11 protein-coding genes and 1 pseudogene are annotated in these 17,809 nt (G+C 47.8%); 9 read left to right on the top strand and 3 right to left on the bottom strand.

Annotated elements, in window-relative coordinates:
* Positions 1 to 188: 188 nt before the first annotated feature.
* From pcrB to D368_RS19380, 5 genes and pseudogenes are all read left to right on the top strand, one after another.
* Positions 189 to 878: a heptaprenylglyceryl phosphate synthase gene (pcrB, locus tag D368_RS19400; RefSeq protein ID WP_003155740.1), complete on the top strand. Its 690-nt coding sequence runs from the start codon at positions 189 to 191 to the stop codon at positions 876 to 878.
* A 57-nt stretch (positions 879 to 935) separates the two neighbouring features.
* Positions 936 to 3,155: a DNA helicase PcrA gene (pcrA, locus tag D368_RS19395; RefSeq protein ID WP_128575061.1), complete on the top strand. Its 2,220-nt coding sequence runs from the start codon at positions 936 to 938 to the stop codon at positions 3,153 to 3,155.
* A 24-nt stretch (positions 3,156 to 3,179) separates the two neighbouring features.
* Positions 3,180 to 5,186, top strand: a complete 2,007-nt coding sequence (gene ligA / locus D368_RS19390; protein WP_101562794.1) for an NAD-dependent DNA ligase LigA — start codon at positions 3,180 to 3,182, stop codon at positions 5,184 to 5,186.
* A gap of 15 nt (positions 5,187 to 5,201) precedes the next feature.
* Positions 5,202 to 6,397, top strand: a pseudogene (locus D368_RS19385) (CamS family sex pheromone protein).
* A 199-nt stretch (positions 6,398 to 6,596) separates the two neighbouring features.
* On the top strand, positions 6,597 to 7,592 hold the full coding sequence (locus D368_RS19380) for a phosphotransferase enzyme family protein (protein WP_015388584.1): 996 nt from the start codon (positions 6,597 to 6,599) through the stop codon (positions 7,590 to 7,592).
* Between the two features lie 36 nt (positions 7,593 to 7,628).
* Here the strand turns inward: D368_RS19380 and D368_RS19375 are convergent, their stop codons facing one another.
* Entirely contained in the window at positions 7,629 to 8,321 is a 693-nt protein-coding gene (locus D368_RS19375) for an MgtC/SapB family protein (RefSeq protein ID WP_003155735.1), read from the bottom strand.
* 120 nt (positions 8,322 to 8,441) lie between these two features.
* Positions 8,442 to 9,920, bottom strand: coding sequence for a sodium/proline symporter PutP (gene putP / locus D368_RS19370; protein WP_007408914.1), 1,479 nt, complete (start codon positions 9,918 to 9,920; stop codon positions 8,442 to 8,444).
* Positions 9,921 to 10,340: 420 nt separating this feature from the next.
* Between putP and gatC the strand changes: the two genes are divergently transcribed.
* From gatC to gatB, 3 genes are read left to right on the top strand one after another with little or no spacing between them, the layout of a single operon-like run.
* Positions 10,341 to 10,631, top strand: coding sequence for an Asp-tRNA(Asn)/Glu-tRNA(Gln) amidotransferase subunit GatC (gatC, locus tag D368_RS19365; RefSeq protein WP_003155732.1), 291 nt, complete (start codon positions 10,341 to 10,343; stop codon positions 10,629 to 10,631).
* A 14-nt stretch (positions 10,632 to 10,645) separates the two neighbouring features.
* A complete protein-coding gene (gatA, locus tag D368_RS19360; RefSeq protein WP_060674468.1) occupies positions 10,646 to 12,103 on the top strand; it encodes an Asp-tRNA(Asn)/Glu-tRNA(Gln) amidotransferase subunit GatA in 1,458 nt (485 codons plus the stop codon).
* Between the two features lie 13 nt (positions 12,104 to 12,116).
* On the top strand, positions 12,117 to 13,547 hold the full coding sequence (gene gatB, locus D368_RS19355) for an Asp-tRNA(Asn)/Glu-tRNA(Gln) amidotransferase subunit GatB (protein WP_015388583.1): 1,431 nt from the start codon (positions 12,117 to 12,119) through the stop codon (positions 13,545 to 13,547).
* 62 nt (positions 13,548 to 13,609) lie between these two features.
* On the opposite strand, the gene D368_RS19350 is transcribed toward gatB, so the two are convergent.
* The gene (locus D368_RS19350) at positions 13,610 to 14,437 is read right to left on the bottom strand and encodes a TetR/AcrR family transcriptional regulator (RefSeq protein WP_128575060.1); all 828 of its coding nucleotides are present in this window, start codon (positions 14,435 to 14,437) and stop codon (positions 13,610 to 13,612) included.
* Between the two features lie 148 nt (positions 14,438 to 14,585).
* On the opposite strand from D368_RS19350, the gene D368_RS19345 reads away from it, so the two are divergent.
* The gene (locus D368_RS19345) at positions 14,586 to 17,729 is read left to right on the top strand and encodes an efflux RND transporter permease subunit (protein ID WP_071391411.1); all 3,144 of its coding nucleotides are present in this window, start codon (positions 14,586 to 14,588) and stop codon (positions 17,727 to 17,729) included.
* Positions 17,730 to 17,809 lie beyond the last annotated feature (80 nt).

Raw genomic sequence — 17,809 nt, 5'->3', positions numbered from 1 at the left:
AGACTCCTTGTCTTTTTTCTCTTTGACATTCCACATATTGTCTGTTTTCAAACATAGCCGTTTCCCGTCCGGCGGAGCGCAATCTTTTTTTGTGAATCAGGTGAATGACGTCTTTTTCCGTTTTTCCGGGCCAAACGAATTTGTTATAATGTTTAAATGGCAAGAAACGAATGGAGGAAAGAAAACGCATGTACGATGTTAACGAGTGGAAGCATGTTTTTAAACTCGATCCGAATAAAGATTTACCGGATGAACAGCTGGAACGGCTTTGTGAATCAGGGACTGACGCCATTGTGATCGGAGGAAGCGACAATATCACCGAGGACAATGTGCTGAGACTGATGTCAAAGGTGCGGCGGTTTTTAGTGCCGTGCGTACTTGAGGTGTCGACGATTGATTCCATTGTGCCCGGGTTTGATCTTTATTTCATTCCGAGTGTGCTCAACAGCAAAAAGGCGGACTGGATTGTCGGCATGCATCATCAGGCGATGAAAGAATACGGAGAGCTCATGTCAATGGAGGAAATCGTGACGGAGGGCTACTGCATCGTCAACCCTGATTGTAAGGCGGCCGCTTTGACGGAGGCGGATACACATATAGAAACAGAAGATATTCTCGCCTATGCGCGGGTCGCGGAACATTTGCTTCATCTCCCGATTTTTTATCTGGAATACAGCGGGATGCTGGCGGACATAGAAACGGTGGAGAAAACGAAGGCTGTGCTGGACAAGTCCGTCCTGTTTTACGGAGGCGGGATTAAAGACGCGGAAACGGCGGAACGGTTCGGCCGTCATGCCGATGTCATCGTTGTCGGAAATGCCGTATATGAAGATTTTGATCAGGCGCTCAAAACGGTGGCGGCTGTAAAGACAAAGTAGCCAAGCGGACGAAATTGATTTATGATAGAACATATGTTTGATAGGCGGTGAACGGATATGAATTACATTAGCAATCAATTATTAAGCGGATTAAATCCCGTTCAGCAGGAAGCGGTCAAGACGACGGACGGTCCGCTGCTTCTGATGGCAGGCGCGGGAAGCGGAAAAACACGTGTGCTGACGCACAGAATCGCATACTTAATGGCGGAAAAACACGTGGCGCCATGGAACATTCTGGCGATTACCTTTACAAATAAAGCAGCCAGAGAAATGAAGGAGCGGGTGGAGAGCATTCTCGGACCCGGCGCGGATGAAATCTGGATTTCCACCTTCCACAGCATGTGCGTGCGGATTCTGCGCAGGGATATTGACAGAATCGGCATCAACCGAAACTTCTCCATTCTTGATACGGCTGATCAGCTTTCCGTTATTAAAGGGATTTTGAAAGAGCGGAATATCGATCCGAAAAAGTTTGATCCGAGAAGTATTTTAGGCTCCATCAGCAGCGCAAAAAACGAGCTGATCGAACCTGAGGAATTCGCAAAAACGGCCGGCGGCTACTACGATCAGGTCACGAGTGACGTGTATACCGATTATCAGAAAAAACTGCTGAAAAACCAATCGCTCGATTTTGATGATTTAATCATGACGACGATTAAGCTTTTTGAGCGTGTGCCGGAAGTGCTTGAGTTTTATCAGCGCAAATTCCAGTACATTCACGTAGACGAGTATCAGGATACGAACAGGGCGCAATACCTGCTTGTGAAGCAGCTTGCGGCCCGTCTTGAAAATATCTGCGTCGTCGGTGACTCCGACCAGTCCATTTACAGATGGCGCGGGGCGGATATCGCGAATATCCTTTCCTTTGAAAAAGATTATCCGAGCGCAAACGTGATTCTGCTCGAGCAAAACTACCGCTCAACAAAGCGGATTCTGCAAGCTGCTAACGAAGTGATCAAAAACAACTCAAATCGCAAGCCGAAAAACCTGTGGACGGAAAATGACGAAGGCATCAAGCTTTCTTATTACAGCGGCGACAATGAATTCGGCGAAGGCCAATTCGTCGCGGGCAAAATTTATGAGCTGCACAGCTCGGGCCGGCGGAAGCTTTCCGATATCGCGATTTTATACCGGACAAACGCCCAGTCGCGCGTCATTGAGGAAACCCTTTTAAAATCCGGTCTGAACTACAATATCGTCGGCGGAACCAAGTTCTACGACAGGAAAGAAATTAAAGACATTCTTGCATATCTGCGCCTTGTGTCAAACCCGGACGACGACATCAGTTTTACGCGGATCGTCAATGTGCCGAAGCGTGGCGTCGGCGCCACTTCGCTAGAAAAAATCGCTTCATATACGGCGATGAACGGAATGTCAATGTTCCAGGCGATCAAACAGGTTGATTTCATCGGCGTCAGCGCAAAAGCGGCAAACGCGCTTGACGGCTTTGGCGCGATGATTGAGAATCTGACGAACATGCAGGATTATCTGTCCATTACGGAACTCACGGAAGAAATTCTCGAAAAAACGGAATACAGAGAAATGCTGAAGGCCGAAAAATCAATCGAAGCCCAAAGCCGCCTTGAAAATATCGACGAGTTTCTTTCCGTGACGAAAAACTTCGAACAAAAAAGCGAAGACAAGTCTCTCGTCGCGTTTCTGACTGATCTGGCGCTGATCGCGGATATTGACCAGCTCGACCAGAAGGAAGAAGAATCAGGCGGAAAGGATGCCGTCACTTTAATGACACTGCACGCCGCTAAGGGGCTTGAATTTCCAGTCGTGTTCTTAATGGGCATGGAAGAAGGCGTGTTCCCGCACAGCCGCTCCCTGATGGAAGAAGCCGAGATGGAAGAAGAACGCAGGCTCGCATATGTAGGCATTACGAGGGCGGAAGAAGAACTGTATTTAACGAATGCCAAAATGCGAACCTTATTCGGCCGCACCAATATGAATCCGGAATCCCGCTTTATCAGGGAAATACCTGGCGATTTATTGGAGAACCTAAATGAGAAGAAAACACCTCGCATGCAGCCGGGACGAAAAGTGCAGCCGAAACGCGGGCCCGTATCCCGTCCCGTTTCCTACGCGAACAAAACAGGCGGCGACTCGCTCAGCTGGGCGGTCGGCGATAAAGCGGGCCATAAAAAATGGGGCACCGGAACGGTTGTCAGCGTAAAAGGAGAAGGCGAGAGCACCGAGCTTGATATCGCATTCCCGAGCCCAGTCGGCGTGAAGCGTCTGCTTGCCGCTTTTGCGCCGATTGAAAAGCAGTAACCTGAAGAGGAAAGGAAGAACATGATGGACAAAGAAACAGCGAAACACCGGGCAGAAGAATTGCGCCGCACCATCGATCAGTACAGTTATGAATATTACACCTTAGATGAACCGAGCGTGCCGGATTCCGAGTACGACAGACTGATGCAGGAGCTGATTGCCATAGAGGAAGAGCACCCGGAGCTCAGAACGCCTGATTCGCCCACACAGCGGGTCGGGGGAGCGGTGCTTGAATCTTTTCAAAAGGTGCAGCACGGCACGCCGATGCTCAGTCTCGGCAACGCATTTAACGATGATGATCTCCGCGATTTTGACCGCCGCGTCCGTCAGGCTGTCGGTGACGGCGTCGCTTACAATGTGGAGCTGAAAATAGACGGTCTTGCTGTTTCTCTCCGTTATGAAGACGGCTATTTCGTCAGAGGCGCGACAAGAGGAGACGGAACGACGGGCGAAGATATCACGGAAAACTTAAAAACGATCCGCAACATTCCGCTGAAAATGAAACGGAATCTTTCCATAGAAGTGCGCGGAGAGGCGTACATGCCGAAACAGTCATTTGAAGCGCTCAATGAGGAAAGGCTGAAACATGAAGAGGAGCCGTTCGCCAATCCCCGGAACGCGGCTGCGGGCTCACTCAGACAGCTCGATCCGAAAATTGCAGCGAAACGAAATCTTGACATCTTCGTCTACAGTATAGCGGAGCTTGACGAGATGGGTGTGGAAACACAGAGTCAGGGCCTGGATTTTCTGGATGATCTCGGTTTTAAAACAAACCAGGAACGGAAAAAATGCGCCACGATAGATGAAGTCATTGAAATGATCGAAGAGCTGCAGGCGAAGCGGGCCGATCTCCCTTATGAAATTGACGGAATCGTCATCAAAGTCGATTCGCTCGACCAGCAGGAAGAACTCGGGTATACGGCAAAAAGCCCGCGCTGGGCGATTGCTTATAAATTCCCGGCGGAAGAGGTCGTGACAAAACTGCTCGATATCGAACTGAATGTCGGAAGAACGGGCGTTATTACGCCGACCGCCGTTCTGGAACCGGTAAAAGTCGCGGGAACGACGGTCTCAAGAGCATCCCTTCATAACGAAGATTTAATTAAAGAGAAGGATATCCGCATTCTCGATAAAGTGGTCGTCAAAAAAGCGGGCGACATCATCCCTGAGGTCGTCAATGTCTTAATTGAACAGCGGACCGGGGAAGAAAAAGAATTCAATATGCCGACCAGCTGCCCTGAGTGCGAAAGCGAACTTGTCCGCATTGAAGGGGAAGTCGCGCTGCGCTGCATCAATCCGGAATGTCCGGCGCAGATTAGAGAAGGCCTGATTCACTTTGTCTCACGCAACGCGATGAATATTGACGGACTCGGAGAACGTGTCATCACACAGCTTTTCCGTGAACATCTCGTCCGTAATGTAGCTGATTTGTATAAGCTGACGAAAGAACAGGTTATCCGGCTTGAGCGGATGGGGGAAAAATCAACTGACAATCTGATCAGCTCCATCCAAAAGTCGAAAGAGAATTCGCTGGAACGCCTGCTGTTCGGTCTCGGCATCCGTTTTATCGGCTCAAAAGCGGCCAAAACACTGGCCATGCATTTTGAAAGCCTGGAAAATCTGAAACAAGCCACGGAAGAAGAGCTGCTTGCGGTAGATGAAATCGGCGAAAAGATGGCCGATGCCGTTATCACCTATTTCCGCAAAGAGGAAATGCTTGAGCTTTTGAATGAACTTGAGGAACTCGGTGTGAACACACTCTACAAAGGCCCGAAAAAAGTAAAAGCGGAGGACAGCGACTCTTATTTTGCCGGCAAAACCATCGTGTTAACCGGAAAGCTTGAAGAGCTGTCCAGAAATGAAGCCAAGGCGCAGATTGAAGCGCTCGGCGGAAAGCTGACGGGATCTGTCAGCAAAAAAACAGACTTGCTGATTGCCGGAGAAGCGGCCGGAAGCAAGCTGACAAAAGCGCAGGAATTAAACATTGAAGTATGGAATGAAGCACAGCTATTGGGAGAGCTAAAGAAATAAGAGGAGTGTTTTCTATTGAAAAAGATGTTGGCATTGGCGGCGACGGCAACGGCGGCAGTACTCATGCTGTCGGCCTGTTCGCCGAGTTTCGGGGGAAAAAAAGAGGAAGAGATCACGCAGAAAACGGCAAAGTCTTCTGAAAAAGCGATCATACCGAAATATAATATCTCTGATTCCTACTATAAAATGGTGCTCCCGTTTAAGGCCGGAAAAGCGCGCGGCCTGACCGCGGACCGGCTGAACACGAGGCTGGACATCGATGAATTCGAGACGGGGCTGATGCGGCTCGCTCAAGACACGTTCCCGACGGATGACTATTTGTATCAGGAAGGCCAGTATTTAGATGAGGACACGGTACTCAGCTGGCTTGACCGCAAAAAAGAAGGCAGTGATCTGAAAAAGGCGAAAAAGGCAGACGCCAATTTCCAGAATCTCGGCTTAAACCCGGTGCTGCCAAGCTCGGGATCAGCAAAAGAGAAAACGAAAACAGCCCGATTTACTTAGCGTCCATGCTTGAGCAGGATTACCTAGTAAGAAAAGATAAAAATTCCATCCAGCTTGGCGGTGTCATGATCGGTCTCGCTCTCAACTCTGTATACTATTACCGCGAAAACACAGGTGATCCGCAGCAGGAAGTGGAGCTCAGCGACAAAACGATCCGCAGCCACGGTGAAGAAATCGCACAGGAAGTCGTTAACCGCCTTCGGAAAATGGATAACCTGAAAAATGTGCCGATTACCGTCGCCCTTTATAAACAAGCGCCGAAAACATCAATCGTACCGGGGAATTACATTGCGAAAACAGAAGTCAAGGCCGGCTCATCCACCATTTCAAACTGGGATGATGTCAAAGAAAAGTACGTCTTCTATCCGGCGGATACAGACACGGCAAAGAAATACCCTGATGATTCCGAAGTGTTTAAACGCTTCAAAAACGCCATCGACAGCTACTTCCCGAATTACACAGGAGTTGTCGGAACGGCAATGTACGAAAACGATGAAATGAGAAAAATGAAGATTGAAATCCCGATGCAATTTTACGGGAAAAGCGAAGTCATCGCCTTTACCCAATACTTAACAGGTGAGCTGATGGATTATTATTCAAAAGGCTCAGTTGATGTCGAAATTAACATTACCTCGTCTGACGGGCAGGAAGCGCTGATCGTCCGCAATGCGGGTGACAAAGAACCGACCGTCCATATTTACGATTAACCAAGAGTGTGAATATCGTTGGAGAGAGGAATGAGGTATGTTAAGATATTTGTATAATTAGGAATTAACAGGAAAACACATTGCATTTCTAAGCGGATGTTACGAATCTGCTGTGAAAAAAGAAGGGCAGGAATGTTGATGAATGACATTTGCTGAGTACACACACCGCCTACAAACGTTATGAAAAGGGTGAATCAGCATGCATAAAGATATTAAAGCGATTTTTGAGGAAGATAAGGTGCTCGCTGAAGCAGGTGAAATATACGGATTTACCAAGTTTCAATTTATCGCGGACGCAGAGAACTACGTATATGAAATTGTGAAAGATAACGAACCGTATATCTTAAAAATTACGCATACGATCAGAAGAACACCGGAATATATTCTCGGAGAAATGGAATGGCTTCATCATCTGGCAAAGGGAGGGCTTTCAGTAGCAAAGCCGATTCCTTCATTAAATGGCAAAGATGTCGAAGAAGTGCCGGACGGAAAAGGCGGAGCGTTTTTATTAAGAGTCTATGAAAAAGCGCCCGGACGCAAAGTGGAGGAATCAGACTGGAACGGAACTCTGTTTTACCAGCTTGGAAAGTACACGGGGAACATGCACCGGCTGACGAAAAGCTACCGTCTGAGCGATCCGGCATATAAAAGGCAGGAATGGGATGAAGAGGAGCAGCTGAAGCTGAGAAAATACGTGCCCGCAGATCAGCATCTCGTATTTGAGCGGGCGGATGCTCTAATGGAAAAACTGCGCCGTTTGCCGAAGAATCCTGAAAACTACGGCCTTGTGCACGCCGATCTGCATCATGGCAATTTCAATTGGGACAACGGAAAAATCACTGCATTTGATTTTGATGATATCGGCTACAATTGGTTTGTGAATGATATCAGTATTCTGCTGTACAACATGTTGTGGTATCCGGTCATCCCGTATGAAGACAAGGCCGCGTTTACGGGTGAATTCATGACTCACTTTATGAAAGGCTACAGGGAAGAAAATGACCTTGATTCCGCATGGTTTGAACACATCCCGGATTTCCTCCGGCTGCGCCATATGCTGATCTACGGATTATTGCATCAGGCGTTTGACCTCAATTCACTCGGGGACGAGGAACTCGGGATGCTGAAAGCCTTCAGGCGCGATATCGAAAATGAAACACCGATTACGGAGTATCAATTTTCTGCATTCGTATAAATAGAAAAACGCCGGCTGAATCCAGCCCGGCGTTTTTTATAACGTATCACATTTCACTCCGACGACGCCCTGAATTTCTTTAATATCATAATAGACGTCAGTGGTGTAGCGGTTTTTATGAACACTGACTTTCACTTCCATAATCGGAAATTCTTTTTCACCCAGATCATCAATCCGGACGGAGTGAATGCGGAGCTGTTTGCTTTTCATTTCCTTTAAAATCTCGGTCATTTTGTCTTTATCGGAAAGAGACATTCTCACGCGGATATCCTTTTCCTTCAAGCGGTTGGGACCGATTTTTCTGATCAGCCACGGAAGAAATTCGACACTGATCAGGATAAACAAGAGGCTTGCGAACGCCTCTTTATAAAAGCCGGCGCCTGTAGCCAGACCCAGCCCGGCCGCGCCCCAGATGATAGCCGATGTCGTCAGGCCGGATATGACGTCATTGCTTTTACGCAGGATCACGCCCGCGCCGATAAAACCGACGCCGGAAATGATTTGGGCGGGAAGGCGGAGCGGATCCATCATGATACGGTAATATTTTGGGAAATGATATGCCGCATTAATGCTGACGATCGTCAGCATACAGGAGCTGACGGCGATGACGATACAGGTTTTCAGTCCGAGCGGTTTGTTTTTCAGTTCTCGTTCAAGACCGATGATCATGCCGATCAGCGTGGCAATGCCCAGCTTTAATAAAATGTCTGGTTCGATAGGCCAGCTCAATTTGCACAGCACCTCCGCAATTTTTCTTATAATAAATTGATATGATTTTCTCACAGTATTTATAGCAGGACAAGTGCGGAAGAAAAAAGCCGTCAGGGATAAAATCTGACGGCTTTTTGTCTATTTCTTGTTTTTCAAAAGAGCTTCCATCCGGCTGAACAGCTGATAAGAAGCATCGGCCGGTTTTTTGGTCAGCAGGCTGACGGCAATACCGGCAATCAGACTGAGGAAGAATCCCGGAATGATTTCGTATACGCCGGTTGAAGCGGCAAGCCCTGTCGTAATCCAGATTAAAACGGCCGCGGCCCCGGTAATCATCGCCGCAAGCGCTCCCCATTCATTCATCCGTTTCCAGTACAGACTGAGCAAGAGCGCCGGGCCGATAGCCGAACCGAAGCCAGCCCACGCATATCCGACCAGATCAAGAATGGTGCTGTTCGGATTCATGGAAAGCAGGATGGCGATAACGGCCACGATCAATACCGACAGGCGTCCGGTCATGACCAATTCTTTATCGCTCGCTTCCCGTCTGAAAAAGGCGCGGTATAAATCTTCCGTAATGGCGCTTGCCGTTACGAGAAGCTGTGAGGAAATGGAACTCATGATCGCCGCTAAAATCGCAGACAGCAAGAAGCCCGTAATCAGCGGGTGGAACAAGATTTTAGAAAAAATAATGAAAATCGTTTCCGGATCTTTTACGGAGACCCCGAAGTGATGAGAATACGCAACCCCGATAATCCCGGTCAGCAATGAACCGACAACTGAAATAACCATCCAGCTCATCCCGATTCTGCGGGCGGGTTTTAAATCTTTCACTTCTTTAATCGCCATAAATCGTACGATGATATGAGGCTGGCCGTAATAGCCGAGTCCCCATGCCAAATAAGAAATAATGCTAATGACGCTCGCGCCTTTAAAGATATCCAATAGTTTCGGGTTAACGGCGTTGATCGAATCAATCGTCGTTGAAACGCTCCCGAGCTGGGTAAAAGCAACGATCGGCACAAGCACTAATGCCGCAAACATGATCGCTCCCTGTACAAAGTCAGTCAGACTGACAGCGAGGAAACCGCCAAACAGCGTGTAAAGGACAACAACACCGGCCGTTAAAAACAAACCGAATTTGTAGTCGGCGCCGAATGCCGATTCAAATAACCTGCCTCCGGATACCATCCCGGACGATGTGTACAGTGTGAAAAAGATCATAATAATCACGGCGGAAACAATTTTCAGCAATGATGACGAGTGGCGGAACCGTTTATCGAAAAAATCGGGAATCGTAATCGCATCATCCGCAACTTCCGTGTAAGCGCGCAGCCTCGGAGCAAGCAGCAGATAATTTGAATACGCGCCGATCGTCAAACCGAGCGCCAGCCATAAGGTCGATAACCCCGTTGCGAACATTGCGCCGGGAACTCCCATCAGCATCCATGCGCTCATATCCGCCGCACCTGCGGACAGCGCCGTTACGAACGGGCCGAGTCCTCTTCCGCCCAGCATGTAATCATTAATATTCGTTGTCTTTCTGAATGCGTACCAGCCGATTAACAGCATGGCAGCAAAGTAAATGCCAAGAGATATAATTAATTCAATACTCACGTTTTTGGACCCTCTCTTCTTTCATGTAAATGTTGCATCACCTCTGTAGATTAGTAGTGCCGGAATATGCGCCGGCGATCCAGCCTTTAGTCATCATTCCATGCGAATCACATATTTAGTGCCGGCTATGGTTACTAAACCTAACAAAGTATCCCCGATCAATCAACTCTCGAAACCTGGCCCGCTCAAGGAAAAAATCCCCGCCAACATAGAACAGCTTAGAGATGAAAACGCTACCAATAAATTATAAAAGTAAAAATTTTCTGACATATAATTCGTTTCTCTTTCTCCCCGATTTAGGATAAAATAGAGAGGGTTTCATCATGCCTCAGAAGGCGGCGTTTTGTTGCTTTAGAGGGCTCGTTTTTGATATGATCAGTATTATATGACGAAACGGAGAATTATGCGGAGGTGGATCTTATGTCACGAATTTCTATAGAAGAAGTAAAGCATGTCGCTCATTTGGCGAGACTCGCCATTACAGATGAAGAAGCTGAAATGTTCACAGAACAGCTTGACAGCATCATCTCGTTTGCCGAGGAGCTTAATGAAGTGGACACGGATAACGTGGAACCGACAACACACGTGCTGAAAATGAAAAACGTAATGAGAGAAGATGAAGCGGGTAAAGGCCTTCCGGTCGAGGATGTCATGAAAAATGCTCCCGATCATAAAGACGGCTATGTCCGTGTGCCATCTATTCTGGATTAAAGGAGGGAGACAGTATGTCATTATTTGATCACAAAATCACAGAACTGAAACAAATGATACATAAAAAAGAAATCAAGATTTCCGATCTTGTTGATGAATCTTACAAACGGATCGCATCCGTGGATGATAAGGTGCAGGCATTCTTACAGCTTGATGAAGAAAGAGCCCGCGCTTACGCGAAAGAACTTGACGAAGCGGTTGACGGACGGTCTGAACACGGTCTTCTCTTCGGAATGCCGATCGGCGTCAAAGACAACATCGTGACCAAAGGGCTTCGCACAACATGCTCAAGCAAAATCCTCGAAAACTTCGATCCGATTTACGATGCGACGGTTGTGGAGCGTCTTCAAGCCGCTGAAGCCATCACGATCGGAAAGCTGAATATGGACGAGTTCGCGATGGGTTCTTCTACTGAAAACTCCGCGTACAAAGCGACGAAAAACCCTTGGAATCTCGATACGGTTCCCGGCGGATCAAGCGGCGGTTCCGCAGCTGCGGTTGCAGCGGGCGAAGTGCCGTTTTCACTCGGATCTGATACGGGCGGCTCCATCCGTCAGCCGGCTTCTTTCTGCGGCGTCGTCGGATTAAAGCCTACATACGGACGCGTGTCACGTTACGGTTTGGTCGCTTTTGCGTCTTCACTTGACCAGATCGGACCGATCACAAGAAACGTAGAAGATAACGCATTCCTGCTTCAGGCGATTTCAGGCCCGGACAAAATGGACTCTACGAGCGCCAATGTCGAAGTGCCGGACTTTCTTTCTTCATTAACTGGCGATATTAAAGGCTTAAAAATCGCCGTGCCGAAAGAATATCTCGGAGAAGGCGTCGGCAAAGAAGCGAAAGAATCGGTTTTAGCCGCTTTAAAAGTGCTTGAAGATCTCGGAGCGACATGGGAAGAAGTATCTCTGCCGCACAGCAAATACGCGCTTGCGACATATTATCTGCTGTCTTCTTCCGAAGCGTCTGCAAACCTTGCGCGCTTTGACGGCATCCGCTACGGCTACCGCTCAGACAATGCGGACAACCTGATCGACCTTTATAAACAGACGCGCTCAGAAGGCTTCGGCAACGAAGTGAAGCGCCGCATCATGCTCGGCACCTTCGCGCTCAGCTCCGGCTACTATGACGCGTATTACAAAAAAGCGCAAAAAGTGCGCACGCTTATTAAAAAAGATTTTGAAGACGTATTTGAGAAATACGATGTCATCGTCGGACCGACAACGCCGACACCGGCATTCAAAATCGGCGAAAAAACCAGCGATCCGCTCACAATGTACGCCAACGATATTTTAACGATCCCTGTCAACCTCGCGGGTGTGCCGGGAATCAGCGTGCCGTGCGGATTTGCGGACGGACTGCCGCTCGGACTGCAAATCATCGGAAAACACTTCGATGAAGGCACTGTATACCGCGTCGCTCATGCTTTTGAGCAGGCAACAGATCATCATAAAGCGAAACCTGAACTGTAAGGGGTGAAATGAAGTGAACTTTGAAACGGTAATCGGACTTGAAGTCCATGTGGAATTAAAAACAAAATCTAAAATTTTCTCAAGCTCACCGACGCCATTCGGCGCGGAAGCGAATACCCAAACGAGCGTCATCGACCTCGGCTATCCCGGCGTGCTGCCCGTTTTGAACAAAGAAGCGGTCGAATTCGCGATGAAAGCCGCAATGGCTTTGAACTGCGAAATCGCAACGGATACGAAGTTTGACCGGAAAAACTATTTCTACCCGGACAACCCGAAGGCATATCAAATTTCTCAATTTGACAAGCCGATCGGCGAAAACGGCTGGATTGAAATCGAAGTCGGCGGAAAAACGAAAAAAATCGGCATTACCCGTCTTCACCTTGAAGAAGATGCGGGAAAACTGACGCATACGGGCGACGGCTATTCCCTCGTTGACTTCAACCGCCAGGGCACGCCGCTTGTCGAGATTGTATCTGAGCCGGATATCCGCACACCGGAGGAAGCTTACGCATATCTCGAAAAGCTGAAATCAATTATCCAATACACAGGCGTTTCCGACTGTAAAATGGAAGAAGGTTCACTGCGCTGTGACGCCAACATTTCCCTCCGTCCGATCGGCCAGGAGAAATTCGGCACAAAAACGGAGCTGAAAAACCTGAACTCCTTCGCGTTCGTGCAAAAAGGACTTGAGCATGAAGAAAAACGCCAAGAGCAGGTGCTTCTGTCAGGCGGAGTCATTCAGCAGGAGACGCGCCGCTACGATGAAGCGACGAAAAAAACCATTTTGATGCGTGTCAAAGAAGGTTCGGACGACTATCGTTATTTCCCTGAGCCTGACCTTGTCGAGCTCTGCATTGATGACGAATGGAAAGAACGCGTAAGAGCAACCATTCCTGAGCTTCCGGACGAGCGCCGCAAGCGTTATATCGAAGAGCTCGGCCTGCCGGCTTATGACGCAATGGTTCTGACGCTGACGAAAGAAATGGCTGACTTCTTCGAAGAAACGGTCAATAAAGGCGCGGAAGCCAAGCAGGCATCAAACTGGCTGATGGGTGAAGTCTCAGCTTACCTGAACGCCGAACAAAAAGAGCTTGAGGATGTCGCACTGACTCCTGAAGGCCTTGCCGGGATGATTAAGCTGATTGAAAAAGGAACCATCTCGTCCAAAATCGCGAAGAAAGTCTTTAAAGAATTAATTGAAAAAGGCGGCGACGCAGAAAAAATCGTCAAAGAAAAAGGCCTTGTGCAGATTTCTGACGAAAGCGTGCTTCTGAAGCTGGTAACAGATGCGCTTGACAGCAACCCGCAGTCAATTGAAGACTTCAAAAACGGAAAAGACCGTGCGATCGGCTTCCTTGTCGGGCAGATTATGAAAGCCTCAAAAGGACAGGCCAACCCGCCGATGGTCAACAAAATCTTACTTGAAGAAATCAAAAAACGATAAAAAAAGCAGCCGCCTGAAAGGGCGCTGCTGACACGGAGACCGGTAAGCGCCGGTCTCTTTTTTTATAAGCTGAAATAGGTTTCAATGGAAGCCCGCAGCGTTTCAATCTGCTCATTTCCGCTGCCTGCCAAGTTGGATAGCATTCCTTTAATAATCGGTTTTCGCGGCTCTTCCTTTGCGTATTCCTCTTCAATGACTTCAAGCGATACGAGGACGTCCTCAGGCAGCCCCTGCTGTGCTTTTATCTTTTGAATATCCGCAAGCAGTCTTTCTCTGTCCGCCGCCGGCTGAGTGAAGATATCCTCAGGCAGCAGCGGATCGGGATTGTCTCTTATCAGTCCCGTAATCAGGTCATCGATTCTGGCAATCAGAAAGGCCGCCACGTTTTCCGTCCGGAATGCCGTATGTTCATTAAAAATCAAGAAATGAATATAGGAGCTCACTATTCCTTGCGCCATAACGGACGCATCCGCTATAAACGGTATGACGGCATCTCCGTAAACGGAGAGCAAAGCATCCCGGTACAGCATGTTAAATTGAATATTGACCTCATGAAAATACTGTTTGACCTTTTGATTTTCAGGAATGACCTTTTCGCTCAGCAAGAGAATGATAAAGTCCTTGTGCTCCATAAATTCATGGAATTGATAAGCGATTTGTTTTCGGAATACGTCCTTAGGCGATTTATGCTGATGTTCTGTTTTGATTTTCTTTATTTCTTCCATAGACATGCCGATGTAATACTCACATGCTGAGAGCAAAAGGTCTTCTTTTGATTTAAAATGAAGATAGAAGGCCCCTTTTGAAATTCCGCATTCACCGGCGATTTCCTGAATGGTTGTTGAAGAAAACCCTTTTTTGGCAAATAAATGGATGCCTGTTTTTATGATTTTCTCTTTTTTTCGTTCATGACGTGCTTCCCCTTAATCCTGAAAAATTTAGAAAAATTTACTGCCTTATTAGTTGACGATGTTGAGTTATACCGTTTAGTATTATATAGAATGACCAGTCAGTCAATAAAAATTAACGGAGGACATGATGAACCACATTATTAACTTTGTACTGAAGAACAAATTCGCAGTTTGGCTGATGACGATTATCGTTACTGTAGCAGGGCTGTATGCCGGTATGAATATGAAGCAGGAATCCATACCGGACGTCAACATGCCTTACCTCTCAGTAAATACGACTTATCCCGGAGCTGCTCCGAGTCAAGTTGCGGATGACGTGACAAAACCGATCGAGCAGGCGGTGCAGAATTTAGAAGGAGTGAGCGTCGTAACGTCCACATCCTCTGAAAACGTCTCATCGGTTATGATTGAATATGATTACAACAAGGATATGGACAAGGCGAAAACCGAAGTCGCTGAAGCGCTGGACAGTGTCAGCCTTCCTGATGACGCGAAAAAACCTGACATTTCCCGTTACAGCCTCAACTCTTTCCCGATTTTGACGCTCAGTGTGACAAGCGGCAAAAGCTCGCTTGAAGATCTGACTAAAAATGTGGAAAACACTCTCGTTCCTAAGCTTGAAGGCATTCAGGGCGTTGCGTCCGTGCAAGTTTCCGGACAGCAGGAAGAGCAGGTGGAATTCTCTTTCAAAGACAAAAAAATGAAAGAGTACGGACTTGATGAAGATACCGTCAAGAAAGTGATCCAAGGCTCTGATGTCAATACGCCGCTTGGATTGTACACATTCGGCAACAAAGAAAAATCAGTTGTCGTTAACGGAAATATTACGTCAATTAAAGATCTGAAAGATATGAGAATTCCGGTCACATCTTCTTCTGCCGCTCAAGGTCAAGCGGGCGGAGCCGGTGCGGCATCTGCGGCGGACGCTCAGGCTATGCAGCAGGCACAGCAAAGCGCGGCAGCAGGGGTGCCGACAGTCAAGCTTTCTGACATTGCCGACATTAAAGATGTGAAAAAAGCTGAATCCATTTCCCGCACAAACGGAAAGGACAGCATTGGAATTAATATCGTAAAAGCCAATGACGCCAACACGGTAGAAGTGGCCGATGCGATTAAAGATGAACTGAATCAATACAAAAAAGACCATAAAGGGTTCAAGTACAGCTCGACTCTTGATATGGCAGAGCCGATTACAGAGTCAGTGGATACGATGTTAAGCAAAGCGATTTTCGGCGCGATTTTTGCGGTCGTGATCATTCTCTTATTCTTAAGAGATATTAAATCAACGATGATTTCTATCGTTTCCATCCCGCTGTCACTGCTGATTGCGCTTCTCGTGCTGAATCAGCTTGATGTCACATTGAACATAATGACGCTCGGTGCGATGACGGTCGCCATCGGACGGGTAGTCGACGACTCGATTGTCGTGATCGAAAACATTTACCGCCGCATGAGGCTGAAAGATGAACCTTTACGCGGGAAGCAATTGGTGCGTGAAGCGACAAAAGAAATGTTTAAACCGATCATGTCATCAACGATCGTAACCATTGCCGTATTCCTGCCGCTTGCCATGGTCGGCGGACAGATCGGTGAACTGTTTATGCCGTTTGCCTTAACAATCGTCTTCGCGCTTGCCGCATCACTGTTGATTTCGATCACACTGGTGCCGATGCTTGCGCACAGCTTATTCAAAAAATCGCTCACAGGCGCACCTGTTAAAGCGAAAGAGCATAAGCCGGGCAGATTGGCCAATTTCTATAAAAAAGTGCTGAATTGGTCATTAAGCCATAAATGGATTACATCTATCATCGCGGTTCTGATGCTTGTCGGAAGTTTGTTCCTCGTACCTCTGATCGGCGCGAGCTACCTGCCTGCGCAAGCGGACAAAACGATGCAGCTCACATACACGCCTGAACCGGGCGAAACGAAAAGCGAAGCTGAAAAAGCTGCGCAAAAAGCGGAAGACATGCTGCTTAAACGCAAACATGTCGATACCGTTCAGTATTCTTTAGGCTCGCAAAGTCCGCTCGGCGGAAGCTCAAACGGCGCATTGTTCTACGTGAAATACGAGGATGACACGCCTGATTTTGACAAAGAAAAAGACAATGTCTTAAAAGAAATCAAAAAAACATCCAGCCGCGGCGAATGGAAATCACAAAATTTCAGTTCGTCAGGCAACAACAACGAATTAACGTACTATGTGTACGGAGATTCAGAGTCTGATATTAAAGGCACGGTCAAAGACATCGAAGGCATCATGAAAAAGGAGAAGGATCTGAAAGACGTCAACTCAGGCCTTTCCAGCACATATGATGAGTACACGTTCGTCGCTGACCAGGAGAAACTCAGCAAGCAGGGCCTGACGGCTTCGCAAATCTCCCAAGCCCTGATGTCCCAAACGTCACAGTCTCCTTTGACAACGGTGAAAAAAGACGGCAAAGAGCTTGACGTCAACATCAAAACAGAAAAAGACCAGTATAAGAGTGTAAAAGAATTAGAGGATAAAACCATCACATCGCCTGCAGGCCAAGAAGTAAAAATCGGCGATGTGGCGAAAGTGAAAAACGGCACGACATCCGATACCATTTCCAAACGCGACGGCAAAGTGTATGCTGACGTAACGGCAACCGTCACTTCTGACAACGTCACGAAGGTGTCATCAGCCGTTCAAAAGAAAGTTGACAAACTGGATAAACCGGACAATGTATCGATTGATACCGGCGGTGTATCAGCGGATATTGCAGATTCCTTTACGAAACTCGGGTTAGCGATGCTTGCCGCAATCGCCATCGTATACCTCGTTCTTGTGATCACGTTCGGCGGAGCATTAGCGCCGTTTGCGATTCTGTTCTCGCTTCCGTTTACAGTCATCGGCGCATTAGTCGGACTGTATGTATCCGGAGAGACGGTCAGTCTGAATGCCATGATCGGTATGCTGATGCTGATCGGAATCGTCGTCACAAACGCGATTGTCTTAATTGACCGCGTCATCCATAAAGAAGCGGAAGGCCTATCGACGAGAGAAGCGCTCCTGGAAGCCGGCTCTACGAGATTGCGTCCGATTCTGATGACGGCGATCGCGACAATCGGCGCCCTGCTTCCATTGGCATTGGGCTTTGAAGGCGGAAGCCAGGTCATTTCTAAAGGACTCGGTGTCACCGTTATCGGCGGTTTAATCAGTTCGACTCTGCTGACTCTTCTGATTGTGCCGATCGTATATGAAGTATTAGCGAAATTCCGTAAGAAAAAACCTGGAACGGAAGAAGAGTAAGACAGCGGGCCTTGGCTCCTTAAACGGAGCCGGGGCCTTTTTTCTTCTGGCAATTCCTGTACATATTGTTGCGATTTTCT

It is taken from the genome of Paenibacillus lentimorbus NRRL B-30488 (genome assembly GCF_000411595.1).
Classification (GTDB): Bacteria; Bacillota; Bacilli; order Bacillales; family Bacillaceae; genus Bacillus; species Bacillus velezensis.
Note: the sequence above shows the minus strand (reverse complement) of the source record. Positions and strands in the feature narration are given on the sequence as shown.